This is a genomic window from Haemophilus sp. SZY H35 (assembly GCF_018829705.1).
In the GTDB taxonomy this organism is placed as follows: domain Bacteria; phylum Pseudomonadota; class Gammaproteobacteria; order Enterobacterales; family Pasteurellaceae; genus Haemophilus; species Haemophilus haemolyticus_K.
On sequence record NZ_JAHKJZ010000001.1, the window covers coordinates 485,435 to 499,933 of the forward strand.

Below are 14,499 nucleotides of genomic sequence, written 5' to 3' on the forward strand. Positions count from 1 at the left end.
ATGCGCCTTTTTTAATCATCCACCTGATAATTTAACAGTAAACCCTTTTTGCTCTAACAATTGCTTGAGCAAATCACGTTTTTCACCTTGAATCTCAATCATTCCATTTTTAACTGAACCACCACATCCACAACGTTTTTTTAATTCAGCAGCTAATTTTTTCAATTCCTCATCAGATAAATCTAAACCAGTTATAACCGATACGCCTGCACCTTTCCTACCACTCGTTTGTTTTTGGATACGTACAACACCGTCTCCTTTTGGGCAAACTACAGAAGCCTTTTCCTCTTTAATTCGCCCCACATCAGTTGAATACACTAAAATAGAATCTGACATCATTCTTACCTAATAGACGCGTTAATAGAACGAAGAACCTCTACTGGATTATCAGCTTTAGTAATAGGACGCCCTATTACTAAATAATCTGAACCAGCACGAATCGCAGCAGTAGGAGTCATCACTCGTCTCTGATCACCAAAATCAGCCCCAGTTGGACGAATACCTGGGGTCACCAATTTAAACTCTTCTCCACAAGCGTTACGTAAAATTTCAACCTCTTGCGGAGAACAAACCACTCCATCCAAACCTGCGCGTTGGGTTAAATGAGCTAATCGTAAAACTTGTTCCATTGGCGATGCATTAATCCCAATTTGTAATAAATCCAAATCTTCCATACTGGTTAATACCGTCACAGCAATAAGCAATGGCGCATCTTTCCCATAAGGTTCAAGAATTCTCTTAGCTTCTTCCATCATTCGTAGCCCACCGCTGGCGTGCAAATCGACCATCCATACCCCTAAATCAGCGGCAGATCGGACCGCTCTTGCTACCGTATTTGGAATATCATGATATTTAAGATCTAAGAAAACATCGAAATTACGTTGATGTAATTGTTTTACAAAATTAATACCAAGTGTAGTAAACATTTCTTTACCCACTTTTAATCGACACAAATTCGGATCAATTTGATCAACTAAAGCAAGAGCATCTGATTCTTTCTCATAATCCAATGCCACAATAATTTTACTTGTCATAATGTTACCTCACAGAGTATCAATTAATTATGTTCTTGACTTGAAACTGGTTTAATACATTCCCATTGACGGCAAGATGGGCAATTCCACAACAACTTGTGGATTTGATAACCACAATTTGTACAACGATAAGCTGAAGTTTGCTTAATTCGTTCCCCCACCATTTTATGTAATAAAATTAGACTTTCTTTTCCACGTCCGTCTTCTGCCTCATCAATTTGATACTGCATAAAACGATGGAAAATTAAAGTACTTGGCTTTTTCGAGAGTTGCTGATAAAGCTTAGCTTGAGCAGCAGGTTTTCCATCTTTTTCTTCAATTAATTTAACTAGCGCTAACTCTACCTCATCATTATTAGTAATTTGGCCAGCACGAATTAAGAATAACTCAAAGTTATCTAACTGATTTAATTCTTCATAACAATGTTTTAAAGGTGACAAAATTTCACCAGTATAAGCTGGATTTTGCTCCAAAACATTTTCTAGTATTTTTGCTGCTTGTTGATATTGACCTTCAAGCATTTCTAAATTTGCGAGTAATAAAGAAGCGCGAACACAAGTAGGAGAAACCAACAAAGCCTTTTGTAAAATACTGCGTTTTTCAACCGCACTTTCAGGCTCTAAACTTTGTGAATATTCACAATAACATTGCGCAAGTTCAATATTATTATCTTGTGGTTTGATTTTTGAGAGTTTTTCAGCAATATTAACCGCTTTTTTCCATTCTTTAGTTTTTTGATAAATCACTAAAAGTTGCTGCAAAGCATTTTCTGCAAATTCAGGTTCATCCACTAGTAAAATATAAAGACTTTCAGCTCGGTCAAAAAAACCAACCGTCATAAAATCTCGAGCAAGCTGCTGCTTAGCGAGCAGTTTTTGTTCAAAAGTATAATTTGGGCTACGATCTAAAGCCTGATGAATGCGAAGAGCACGATCAACTTCGCCTCTAGAACGGAATAGATTGCCAAGAGTCAGTTCAGCTTCAAATTGGGAGTGGCTTTCAATTTCATTTTCGGCTTCTTGCTTTTGTAGCATATTCAAAAATAAATCTACAGCCTTATCAGTTTGATTGGAAAGTAAGAAGTTTACCCCCGTAACATAATCTCGGGAGAGTTTATTACTAATGTCATCTTGATCTTTCTTTACACTACGCTGCCCCATATACCAACCATAGGCTGCAGCGATAGGTAATAGTAGAAAGAGTAATTCTAGCATTAGACAGCCTTATCGCGGGTAGTCGTTAATTCATGAAGTTGTAATGTTTGACGTTTAACTTGGCGCGCTAAAACTATATTCTTGAATTTTAATTTTAAATAGAAAAATCCACTAATTAACCAACCAAGAATTAACCCAAAACCAAATAAAATTGCGACAAGTGTAGAAAGTTGAAGCTGGCTTTCTGCCACAATATAGTTAAAGGTAATTATTTGATCGTTATTGGCTCCAACAGTAATCGCAACAAGTACAATAGCAATAACAATCACAAAACCTAAAATATACTTAATCATAATTTCCCTCTCAAATCACCCCACTATTATGCCAAACTTTCTAATAAAAAACGACACTTACGCGCCGTTTGTATTAATGAACTATAAACAATTTACTCGTTCTTTTAATTCTTTACCCGCCTTGAAATGTGGCACTGATTTCTCATCTAATTTTACTGAATCACCTGTTTTAGGATTACGCCCTAAACGAGGCTGACGATAATGTAACGAAAAACTACCAAACCCACGAACTTCAATACGCTCACCATTTTCGAGAGACTGAGACATAAACTCAAGAATATCTTTTACAATATTTTCAACCATTTTCAGAGGTAACATTGGATGCTTTTCTGATAATTTTTCGATAAGTTCTGATTTAGTCATCGTCTTTTCTCCCCTCATATTATTCAAATTAAGATCTATTGCTAATGCATTATTTCAATGTATTAGCAATAAGCCCTAAAAATAAGGCTGGACATGAGCCCAGCCTTATTATGTGAATTAATTATTCACCTTTAGCTGCTTTGAAAGCTTCAGCCATTGCGTTTGGAATAGCAACTTCTTCTTGTTTGTTATTCACATTTGCAACTGCTGCAGCTTCTTCAGCTTGATCTTTTGCTTTCACTGATAAGTGAACGATACGAGATTTGCGATCTACACCAGTGTATTTAGCTTCAACCACATCACCTGCAGCAACTTCATTTGTTAAATCAGCTGCACGGATATAACCTTCAACGCCGCCCGCTAATTCAACTTTAGCACCTTTTGCATCTGCTTCAACTACTGTTGCTGATACTACAGCACCTTTTTTGTTGATTGCTACGAAGTTATTGAATGGATCTTCTTCAAGTTGTTTGATACCTAAAGAGATACGCTCTTTCACTGCATCAACTGCTAATACTACTGCAGAAACTTCATCACCTTTTTTGTAGTTACGAACGGCTTCTTCACCTGATACATTCCAAGAAATATCAGATAAGTGAACTAAACCATCGATACCACCTTCAAGACCGATGAAGATACCGAAATCAGTGATAGACTTGATTTTACCAGTTACTTTATCGCCTTTATTGTGAGTTTCAGCAAATTGAGTCCATGGGTTAACTTTGCATTGTTTTAAACCTAAAGAAATACGACGACGTTCTTCATCAATTTCTAATACCATTACTTCAACAGTATCGCCTAAACTAACAACTTTAGATGGGTGGATATTTTTGTTAGTCCAATCCATTTCAGAAACGTGAACTAAACCTTCAACGCCATCTAAAATCTCAACAAAACAACCATAGTCTGTTAAGTTAGTTACTTTACCAGTTAATTTGCTATTTACTGGATGATTTTCAGCAATTGCGGCCCATGGATCTTGACCTAATTGTTTTAAGCCTAAAGATACACGAGTACGATCTTTATCAAATTTTAATACTTTAACAGTAACTTCATCGCCAACATTCACGATTTCGCTTGGGTGTTTAACACGTTTCCAAGCCATGTCTGTGATATGTAATAAACCGTCAACACCACCAAGATCAACGAATGCACCGTACTCAGTTAAGTTTTTAACGATACCTTTAACTTCTGAACCTTCAACAAGATTTTCTAATACTTGTTCACGTTCTTGGCTATTTTCAGATTCAATCACTGCACGACGAGAAACAACAACGTTGTTACGTTTTTGATCTAATTTGATTACTTTGAATTCTAATTCTTTACCAAGTAAATGATCTGCTTCACGCGCTGGACGAGTATCAACTAAAGAACCTGGTAAGAATGCACGAACACCGTTTAACTCAACTGTGAAGCCACCTTTCACTTTACCGTTGATTAAACCGATAACGGTCGCTTTTTCTTCGTAAGCTTTTTCTAATTCAATCCAAGATTCGTGACGAACAGCTTTCTCACGAGAAAGTTTAGTTTCGCCGAAACCATCTTCAACTGCATCTAACGCAACATTTACAGTATCGCCAACTTGGATTTCAAGTTCGCCTTGTGCATTTAAGAATTCAGCAACTGGGATTGCAGACTCAGATTTTAAACCTGCATCAACAAGCACAAAGCCTTTTTGGATAGCTACTACAGTACTGCTAACGATTGAACCTTGACGAGTTTCAAGGCCTTTTAATGATTCTTCAAAAAGTTGAGCAAAAGATTCTGACATATAAATAATCTTCTTAATTTAAATTAATAACATCCACATTAAAATCCATAAAATGCGGGGTTGAGGATAAATGTTTATTCTTCCTTGAACAAACAGTTAAATCGAAACTGATACCTTTTCTTGAATATAAGCTAACGCCTGATCAATAACTTCACCAATACTCAACGTTGTGCTATCCAATAACAGAGCATCATCAGCCGGTTTTAGAGGCGCAACCTCTCGATTTCTATCACGAAAATCACGCTCTTTTATCTCGGCTAAAATCTGCTCAAAGTTACCATTTATTCCTTTATTTTGCAACTGTTTATAGCGTCTTTTTGCACGTTCTTCAGCACTTGCATCTAAAAATAACTTCACTTGAGCATTTGGGAATACAACAGTACCCATATCTCTACCATCAGCAATTAATCCATCATTTTTCGCAAAATCTTGCTGAAGTTGTAGCAAAGCTGACCGCACTTCTGGAAACACGGCTACTTTAGATGCGGCATCAGCGACTTCTTGGGTGCGAATTAAATGACTTACATTCATGCCAGCAAGCAAAATATTTACCTCGCCATTTTGAGGAATAAATTGGATATCTAAGTGACGAGCTAATTCTGCTAGCGCCGATTCATTTGTTAAATCAGTTTTACGTTGTAATGCCGCTAATGCTGTAACGCGATAAATCGCTCCACTATCCAATAACGCATAACCTAACTTTTCTGCCAACGCATAACAAAGCGTCCCCTTCCCAGCACCGCTAGGCCCATCAACGGTAATAATCGTTCCCATGTAACAAATCTCTCTATAAAAATTTTGTATATTATAGAGAGAATTTGGTTAACTCGCTAATTTTAATAGCATATTAAATAAAATATTTCCCCCTTTTTCACACCATTCATCTGTAATATTTTCCTGCTCGTTATGACTTAATCCATCTATACATGGAATAAATATCATCGCTGTTGGCATTTCATTATTCAAATGACAAGAATCATGACCAGCACCAGAAACAATATCTTCTCGACTATAACCCAATTTATCAGCTATTTGTCGAATAATTTTGAGTAAATCAGAATTAAATACCAATGGAGGAAGATTGACTACTTGTTTAATCTGACCATCTAACTGGTATTTATTAGATATATTATTTACAATTTTATAAATCTCTTTATCCAAACGATTTAATGCTTGTTGATCAGGATGGCGAATTTCTAATGTAAAATTTGCTCTCCCTGGAATAACGTTAGGAGAATTTGGAGTAAGTTGAATTGAACCTATCGTCACTCGTCCTTGATGTTTTATTTCTTTCATACCCAACTTATTAAATTCTATCATTGCTTCCGCCATACCTATACCAGCATCTTTGCGCATATTCATTGGCGTCGTTCCAGCATGAGAAGCCAGACCATCTAATTGAATCTGATACCAATTTTGCCCTAAGGCACCACTTACGACCCCAATATCTGTATGATTTGTTTCAAGAATAGGCCCTTGTTCTATATGAATTTCAAGTGCAGCATATGGTCTATAATTTAAAAAATTATCTTTTCCTAAATAACCAATTCTTTCTAGTTCAGACTCAACAGTTATGCCATTTTTATCTTGTTTCCTGAATGCTTCTTCAATAGATAATTTACCAGTAAATACTGCAGACCCCATCATGGCTGGAGAAAAACGAGAACCTTCCTCATTTGTCCACATTACAAGATCAATAGGTCGTTCAGTTTCAATCTGATAATCATTTAATGACAATAGTGCTTCTAAGCCTGCTAATACTCCATAAATACCATCATATCGACCTCCTAAAGGTTGAGAATCTCCATGAGAACCGACCAAAATAGGGGATAGCTCAGGATATTTTCCTTCTCTTCTAACAAAAATATTACCAATAGGATCAACTTTAACAGAAAAATCAGCTTGCCTTGCTAACTGAATGAAATAATCTCTCGCTAACTTATCTTCATTAGACAAAGCAAGTCGAGTCACCCCATTATTTTCAGTTTTACCAAATTGAGCAAAATCATCTAGTAACTTTAATAATCGTTCATTATTAATTTTTCTCATGATTGATTCTCATCAATTTTAAGTTTAAGTTGGTATCTAAAATCACAGAAACCATCACCATTCATCACTGTATGCGGACGAGTTAATTTAATATTGGGAGCATAACCCTCAATAAATTTACTATCGCGATTACAAGAAAGGAGAAAACCAATTTCCTCTAATCCCATTTCTTTGTACATTTCCGCATATCGGCAACGATGTACGTTATAGCTATATTTTTCATGTGTGTTATCAAGCACCTCAATATGCAAAGCATCATCTTTTTCCCATAAATATTGCAATGCAACAAAGCTTTCTACGCTTGTACCATTTGGTTCTCGTTTTGCATATTCTTTTCCAGCCTCTAAAGCAGCATTCGCGACTGCTTCTTCAATAATAGTCTTAGCCTTTTCCAAACCAAATTCACGTTTCATAATTTCGTAGATTGGTTTAACTATTTCTGCTTCAATTTTACGTTGTTGCAAAATACCAATTTCAACAAATTCAGAAAAATCTTGCGACATATTATTACTCCTTAAATACTAAAATCATTTAATAAAATTTCGTTATTTATAAAGCGACGTATACGCGGATCATCATTTTTTCTTAATTCATCTGGTGTTTGTAAAAACACAATTTCACCAGAATCCATAAAGGCAATTTTGTCAGAAATTTTTAACGCAAACTGCATTTCATGGGTCACAATAATCATCGTCATACCTTCTTTAGCGAGCCCTTCCATCACCAATAAAACGTCACTAACTAATTCAGGATCAAGTGCCGATGTTGGTTCATCAAAGAGCATAATTTTGGGTTTCATAACTAGGGCTCTAGCTATGGCAACGCGTTGTTGCTGCCCTCCTGATAATTGATGAGGGTATTTATTGGCGTGCGAAAGTAATCCCACTTTATCCAACATTGCCAAGGCTAATAAATATGTTTCCTGTTCGGGTTTACCATGATATTCTGGCGCTAATAAAAGATTTTCCAACACTGTTTTATGCGGAAATAAGTTATAGCTTTGGAATACCATTCCTAAATTCACAATTTTATTTTGAGCATTTGATACAAAATGTTTCCCATTAATAAACACTTCCCCTTCCAAATAAACCTTACCTTGATCAATAGTTTCCAACCCATTAATACTTCGGATTAAAGTTGTTTTACCGGAACCAGAATAACCAATAATTGACAATACCTCCCCCCATTTTAAGGAAAAATTAATATCTTTTAAGACTTCAATTTGATTGAATGATTTACTCAATCCTCTAACGTTTAACACATCTTCATTATTTGGTTTTTCTAGTTTAAGAATAGAATAAGATGAAAGTTCTTCTTCATTTACATTAATGTCAGAAATTTCCTGCCCTTTACGTAATGAAATATCTAATTTATTTTCAAATTTTTTTAGTATCCAAGTAAGTAATGTCACAATTATAATGTAATAAAATGCAACAGCTAATAAGGTTTCTAGTACTAAGAAATTACGCGTATAAAGCTGCTGTTCTACTAGTAAAATTTCAGTTAATGAAATTACTGAAACCAAAGACGTTAATTTAACAATAGTGATATACTGGTTCGTCAACGGCGGTAAAGCTACTTTTAAGGCCTGTGGAATCACAATTAATTGTTGAATTCCCCAGAAGCGTATACCTAAGGCTTTTCCTGCTTCATATTGACCCTTTGGAATCGCTGATAATGCACTACGGTGAATTTCTGCAATATAAGCCGATTCACTTAGCACCATAGCAATTAGACCTGCAATAAATGGGTTAGATAAAACAACAGAACTTGCTGGCCAAAATTGCGGAACGTTATAGATGAAAATCAGAAGCACTAATAATGGTAAGCTACGGAATAACCAAATATAGATTTTACTACATTGATTAAAAACTTTATTAGTGGATTGAGAACCTAATGCTAGAAGAAATCCCCATAGAATAGCCAATATCCAAGTTAATGTACTGAGTTCTAAAACCGTTAGAACGGCTTTCCAGAAATCGGTATTAAAAAATAGGCTACCAAGATACTTCCAATTAACCCCTTGTTCAGAAACTGCTTCACTTTCTTCGTCTGAATTGGACACGATAGCTTGTTCAATGGCATTTTCTAAACCATTAGCTTTTAATAATTCATCTTTGGGAAATTCTAAGTTATATCTTTTCAAGAGCTGTTTATAAGAACCGTCAGCTAAGATGTCTTTAAGGGTCTGGGCAATTTCTGCTTTTCCTTTCACATCATCTTTATTAAAGGCTAAACCAATTAACACTGGATAAAGTTGTTCTTTATTGGTTATTTTTAATTTAGAACCTAATTGATTAATTACCATTTGAGCAACGGCAGCATCTTCATATTGCACATCTACTCCGCCAGATAATAAAGCTTGAGCAGCTTCTGGGGCACTAGGATATTCCTTAACTACAAGAGGTTTAAGATTATTTGGCAAACAATATTCTTGTGAGACTCTATTCATAGTTTGTATCCAGGCTGCACCTTTCATAGAAGAAATACTTTTGCCACATAAATCTTCTAATCTTTGTGGTAAGAACCTATCATTACCACGGACAACAAGCACACCACCAGTTTGCAAATAAGGTAAAAAATCTACCTGTTTGGCACGTTGTGCATTCACATATAATGCAGAAGCCACCAAATTATAATGTCCTGCATTCAAGCCAATAATGATATTCTCAATACGTGTATCTTTGAATTCAACCTTCTTATCTAATTTTTTACCAATTAACTCCATTAAATCTGGATCAAAACCAGAGGCTTTTCCTCTTTCTAAATAAGCATAAGGCGCATAAGTTAAATCAATCCCCACTTGTAACGTACTATTTCCTTCTGCAAAGGATATTGCTGAATAAATAAAACAAAAAACACCTAGCAAGACTTTTCTTATAATGTTGAACATATATTTCCTTATATTTTTATATAATGTGTATTTGATTCTATAAATCTTTTATCTCCTCATCTAATAATTAACCCCCACATCATATTCCATTTTAGTCTATTAAGATTTTAATCAGAGAAGATTGGTAATAAAAATGTAAAAAATGAAAATAAAATGTTAATTTTTTATGAGATATTGATCACATTTTCCCAAAAGAGGTATATTCTTCTATGCCTAAATCCATACAATGCACGAGTCTTTTTTATTATAAATTTAAGGATATTTTCTAATGTCTTTTGTTCTGAGTATTTTTCCTATTGTTTTGCTGATTTATCTAATGGTAAAACGAAATTCCTTGCCTTCTTATGTCGCATTACCTTGGATTGCAACATTAGTAATGGGTGTCCATCTTCTTCACTTTAATACCGATATTGTCACAATTAGTGCCAATGTTGTTTCCGCTATTATTGCTGTACAAACTCCAATCACAGTTATTTTTGGCGCGATCTTATTTAATCGCTTTTCAGAAATTTCAGGTGCGACAGATACCATGCGTAAATGGCTAGGGAATATTAATCCCAATCCTGTAGCTCAATTAATGATTATCGGTTGGGCATTTGCTTTTATGATTGAAGGAGCAAGTGGTTTTGGTACACCTGCAGCCATTGCGGCACCTATTTTAGTCGGGCTAGGTTTTCATCCATTAAAAGTCGCCATGTTGGCACTAATCATGAACTCCGTCCCAGTCTCTTTTGGGGCTGTGGGAACGCCTACATGGTTTGGTTTCGGTCCACTAAAACTATCAGAAGATATGATTTTGGAAATTGGTTCGATTACAGCATTTATCCATTCTATTGCCGCATTTATTATTCCATTATTAGCATTACGAGTCTTAGTAAGTTGGAACGATATTCGTAAAAATATTATATTTATCTATATCAGTGTCTTTGCTTGTGTCATTCCTTATTTCTTACTTGCTCAAGTTAATGATGAATTTCCATCATTAGTAGGCGGTGCAATTGGTTTATTTATTTCTGTATGGGCTGCAAATCGCAATATTGGCTTAACAAAAGTAGAAAATATTCTGGATAATAATTCGGTCACAACTAAGCAAGTAATGAAAGCATTATTCCCAACAGGTTTATTGATTGCATTCCTAATCATTACACGTATCCATCAATTACCTTTCAAAGCAATGATGAATGACGCCACAATTTGGTTCTCCACAACTCTAGGATCATTAGGTACATTTGAAATTAGTAAAGGCTTAATCTTTACGTTAAAAGATATTTTTGGTTCTGATGTATCATCAAGCTACAAATTGCTTTACGTACCAGCGTTAATTCCATTTGTAATTACAGTTTTAATTGCCATTCCTATATTTAACGTCTCAATTAGCAATGTTAAAAATGTTTTTGCTTCAAGTTTACAACAATCAAAAAATCCATTTATAGCCTTAGTGGGAGCCTTGGTTATGGTGAACTTAATGTTAGTCGGAGGTGAACACTCTATGGTGAAAATTATTGGTCGCACCTTTGCAGAAATATCCGGCAGTAACTGGACAATTTTCTCCTCTTTCTTAGGGGCTATAGGGGCATTCTTCTCGGGATCAAACACCGTATCTAACCTAACATTTGGTAGTGTTCAACTTTCTACAGCGGAAACAACAGGAATTTCAGTAGCGCTAGTCCTAGCTTTACAATCTGTTGGAGGCGCAATGGGAAATATGGTATGTATTAATAATATCGTTGCTGTCAGTTCAGTATTAAATATTTCTAACCAAGAAGGTACCATTATTAAGAAAACCATTATCCCTATGATGATTTACGGTATTATTGCGGCACTCTGTGCGCTGTACTTAGTACCTTTACTTTATAATCTATAAATTTACTTGGAAAAATGACCGCACTTTTGCGGTCATTTGTTACTTTTCTCTTATTGGAGTGATTAAAAATGAACGTAAATTTCTACGTAACCTGCATTGCAGACGTAGTAAAAAGTGGTGTGGCCAAAAACACCGTTTTACTGCTTGAGAAACTCGGTTGCAATGTTACTTTCCTTGAAAAACAAGGTTGTTGTGGGCAGCCTGCATTAAATAGTGGCTATACAAAACAAGCCATCCCAGGCATGAAAAATTTAGTCGAAACCTTTGAAGTAAATGATTACCCAATCGTAGCACCTGCCGGTTCTTGTGTTTATGCGATCAAAAATTACCCCAACTACTTCACTAACGCAGGAGAATTAGACTGGGCTAAACGTGCCCAAAAAGTCGCTTCACGTTTCTGTGATTTAACCGATTTTATCGTGAATAAACTTGGAATAACTGATATTGGTGCCTATTTGCCAGGTAAAGCGGTTTATCACCCTTCTTGTAGCCTTACACGTAAACTGGGTATCGTAAATGAACCTATCGCACTGTTAAAAAATGTGAAAGGATTAGAACTACTTCCTATTCATAATCAACAAACCTGCTGTGGCTTCGGTGGGACTTTCTCTGTGAAAATGGCAGAGATTTCTGGCGAAATGGTGAAAGAAAAGGTTGAGCATATTGAAGAGGTTGAACCACAATATTTAATCGGTGCAGATGTAAGTTGTTTATTAAATATTGGTGGTCGTTTACAACGCGAAGGCAGCAATATCAAAGTGATGCACATTGCTGAAGTATTAATGCAAGGGGAGAAATAAGATGTCATTGAAAACCAGTAATCTTCCTTTTAAAGCACGTGTCGATCATGAAGTGCATAACACTATCATGCGTAAAGCGGTAGTGAAAGCCCAAGAAACGATTGGAGCTAATCGTCAAAAAATGGTGGACGAATTAGGCCATTGGGAAGAATGGCGTGATTTATCTAAACAGATTCGTAACCATGTTTTAGCTAATTTAGATGCTTATTTGTATCAATTGAGCGAAAAAGTGATGGAAAATGGCGGTAAAGTGTATTTTGCTGAAACGGCCGAAGAAGCGAGTGCTTATATTCTCAAAGTCGCATTAGAGAAAAATGCGAAGAAAATCGTAAAATCCAAATCCATGGTGACAGAAGAAATCGGTTTAAACGAAGTGCTTGAAAAAGAGGGCATGCAAGTGATCGAAACCGATTTGGGTGAATATCTATTACAAATTTCAGGTGATAAACCATCCCATATCGTTGTGCCTGCAATCCACAAAGATCGTCACCAAATCCGCAAAGACTTGTCTGAAAAACTCGGCTATGAAGGTGAGGAAACGCCTGAAGATATGACGCGTTTCGTACGTGAAAAAATTCGTCAAGATTTTTTAGAGGCTGATATCGGTATCAGTGGTTGTAACTTTGCTGTAGCGGAAACCGGCTCAGTTTGTTTGGTGACAAACGAAGGTAACTTACGTTTAGCGACGACCTTACCAAAAACACATATTGCCGTGATGGGAATGGAGCGTTTAGCGCCAACTTTCCAAGAGGTGGATGTGTTAATTACGATGCTTGCTCGTAGTGCGGTAGGTGCAAAATTAACTGGTTATAACACTTGGTTAACTGGTCCTCGTCTTACTGGTGAAACTGACGGTCCTGAAGAATTCCATTTGGTTATTGTGGATAATGGCCGTTCAGATATTTTAGCGTCTGAATTCCAAGAAGTTTTACGTTGTATCCGCTGCGGTGCTTGTTTGAATACTTGTCCGGCATATCGTCAAATCGGTGGTCATGGGTATGGTTCTATTTACCCAGGTCCAATTGGTGCAGTAATTTCTCCATTACTAGGTGGCTATGATGAATTCAAAGAATTGCCGTATGCTTGTTCATTATGTAACGCGTGTAATTCTGTCTGCCCGGTGCGTATTCCATTAGCACAGTTAATCTTAAAACACCGTGAGAAAATGGTAGAGTTAGGTAAAACTCCTGCGATGGAACGTTTATCTATTTTTGGTTTCACCACAGCCAATGCTAACCCAACGCTATGGAAAACAGGTGTGAATATCGGTGCGAAATTAGCGGGTAAGCTGATCAAAAATGGGAAAGCACCAATTACATTTGGGGCATTGGGTGAATGGACAAAAGCACGAGATTTACCACAAGCAGATGGCGAAAGCTTCCGTCAATGGTTTAATAATAGAGAGAGAGGGTAATAAGCATGGATTTACAAAATCGCGAAAATTTTCTTAATAAATTAGCGGCGAAAATGGGTAAAGCCCGTGCTATCGTACCTGAACCGATGGAAGCACCTGTCAATACGTACCCTACTGAGCGTTTAACCCATTTAAGTGCGGTTGATTTAGCGAATGAATTTACCAATTCTGCTAAAACCATGATGGTGGACGTAAATGTGTGTAAAGAGTCTGATGCAGTGCAAACTTTACTTGCTCTTTGTGAAAAATATGGTGGCGGTGATGTTGTGCTTAATTCCGATGAAAGATTGACCGCACTTGGTATTCCTGCAGCGCTTGAAGCGAAATATACTTGCCATACGTGGTCATCAGAAACGGCACAAGATAACATTCATTTTTCTGAAAAAGCTAATCTTGGCGTAGTTTATGCAGAATATGGTTTGGCGGAAACTGGCGGAATTGTCTTATTCTCTAGTGCAGATCGTGGACGTTCAGTGAGTTTATTACCTGAGAAATCAATTGTTATTTTACGTAAAAGCCAGATTGTTCCTCGTGTTGCACAAGTGGCGAAAGTATTACACGAGAAAGCACAACAAGGCGAGCGTATGCCATCTTGTATCAATATTATCTCAGGTCCAAGCTCAACGGCGGATATTGAATTGATTAAAGTGATTGGTGTCCATGGACCCATAGCAAAAATCTATTTAATCATTGATGATCTATAATGCAGAAAGGGGCAAATGCCCCTTTTTTCTTTCCTCGATCAAGACATTTTTCCCACCTTTATCTGAAATTAGTTTTTTTCATTATTTTTTGTTATTTCAT

At 36.3% G+C, this 14,499-nt stretch carries 14 protein-coding genes; 4 read left to right on the forward strand and 10 right to left on the reverse strand.

What is annotated here, in order from left to right:
• Nucleotides 1–15: 15 nt before the first annotated feature.
• The 10 genes from yciH to KP710_RS02270 form a co-directional block, all read right to left on the reverse strand.
• On the reverse strand, nt 16–336 hold the full coding sequence (gene yciH, locus KP710_RS02225; RefSeq protein WP_111407246.1) for a stress response translation initiation inhibitor YciH: 321 nt from the start codon (nt 334–336) through the stop codon (nt 16–18).
• Between the two features lie 5 nt (nt 337–341).
• On the reverse strand, nt 342–1,034 hold the full coding sequence (gene pyrF / locus KP710_RS02230; RefSeq protein ID WP_111407245.1) for an orotidine-5'-phosphate decarboxylase: 693 nt from the start codon (nt 1,032–1,034) through the stop codon (nt 342–344).
• Between the two features lie 23 nt (nt 1,035–1,057).
• Nucleotides 1,058–2,248: a lipopolysaccharide assembly protein LapB gene (gene lapB, locus KP710_RS02235; protein WP_111407244.1), complete on the reverse strand. Its 1,191-nt coding sequence runs from the start codon at nt 2,246–2,248 to the stop codon at nt 1,058–1,060.
• Nucleotides 2,248–2,541: a LapA family protein gene (locus KP710_RS02240; RefSeq protein WP_111407243.1), complete on the reverse strand. Its 294-nt coding sequence runs from the start codon at nt 2,539–2,541 to the stop codon at nt 2,248–2,250. Before KP710_RS02240 ends, lapB begins: the two co-directional genes overlap by 1 nt.
• 81 nt (nt 2,542–2,622) lie before the next feature.
• Complete coding sequence (locus KP710_RS02245; protein ID WP_111407242.1) at nt 2,623–2,904, reverse strand: integration host factor subunit beta; 282 nt, start codon at nt 2,902–2,904, stop codon at nt 2,623–2,625.
• Nucleotides 2,905–3,025: 121 nt separating this feature from the next.
• Entirely contained in the window at nt 3,026–4,675 is a 1,650-nt protein-coding gene (rpsA, locus tag KP710_RS02250) for a 30S ribosomal protein S1 (RefSeq protein ID WP_111407241.1), read from the reverse strand.
• A gap of 96 nt (nt 4,676–4,771) precedes the next feature.
• Complete coding sequence (gene cmk, locus KP710_RS02255; protein WP_165818715.1) at nt 4,772–5,449, reverse strand: (d)CMP kinase; 678 nt, start codon at nt 5,447–5,449, stop codon at nt 4,772–4,774.
• A gap of 48 nt (nt 5,450–5,497) precedes the next feature.
• Nucleotides 5,498–6,724, reverse strand: coding sequence for a M20 family metallo-hydrolase (locus KP710_RS02260; protein WP_111407240.1), 1,227 nt, complete (start codon nt 6,722–6,724; stop codon nt 5,498–5,500).
• On the reverse strand, nt 6,721–7,227 hold the full coding sequence (locus KP710_RS02265) for an L-2-amino-thiazoline-4-carboxylic acid hydrolase (protein WP_140449791.1): 507 nt from the start codon (nt 7,225–7,227) through the stop codon (nt 6,721–6,723). Before KP710_RS02265 ends, KP710_RS02260 begins: the two co-directional genes overlap by 4 nt.
• An 11-nt stretch (nt 7,228–7,238) precedes the next feature.
• On the reverse strand, nt 7,239–9,617 hold the full coding sequence (locus KP710_RS02270; protein WP_215770885.1) for an ABC transporter permease subunit: 2,379 nt from the start codon (nt 9,615–9,617) through the stop codon (nt 7,239–7,241).
• Between the two features lie 268 nt (nt 9,618–9,885).
• On the opposite strand from KP710_RS02270, the gene KP710_RS02275 reads away from it, so the two are divergent.
• The 4 genes from KP710_RS02275 (at nt 9,886) to KP710_RS02290 (ending at nt 14,399) form a co-directional block, all read left to right on the forward strand.
• A complete protein-coding gene (locus KP710_RS02275; protein ID WP_215770886.1) occupies nt 9,886–11,481 on the forward strand; it encodes a lactate permease LctP family transporter in 1,596 nt (531 codons plus the stop codon).
• A gap of 68 nt (nt 11,482–11,549) precedes the next feature.
• Entirely contained in the window at nt 11,550–12,281 is a 732-nt protein-coding gene (locus KP710_RS02280) for a (Fe-S)-binding protein (protein ID WP_215770887.1), read from the forward strand.
• A 1-nt stretch (nt 12,282) separates the two neighbouring features.
• Nucleotides 12,283–13,695: a LutB/LldF family L-lactate oxidation iron-sulfur protein gene (locus KP710_RS02285; RefSeq protein WP_215770888.1), complete on the forward strand. Its 1,413-nt coding sequence runs from the start codon at nt 12,283–12,285 to the stop codon at nt 13,693–13,695.
• Between the two features lie 5 nt (nt 13,696–13,700).
• A complete protein-coding gene (locus tag KP710_RS02290; protein WP_215770889.1) occupies nt 13,701–14,399 on the forward strand; it encodes a LutC/YkgG family protein in 699 nt (232 codons plus the stop codon).
• Nucleotides 14,400–14,499 lie beyond the last annotated feature (100 nt).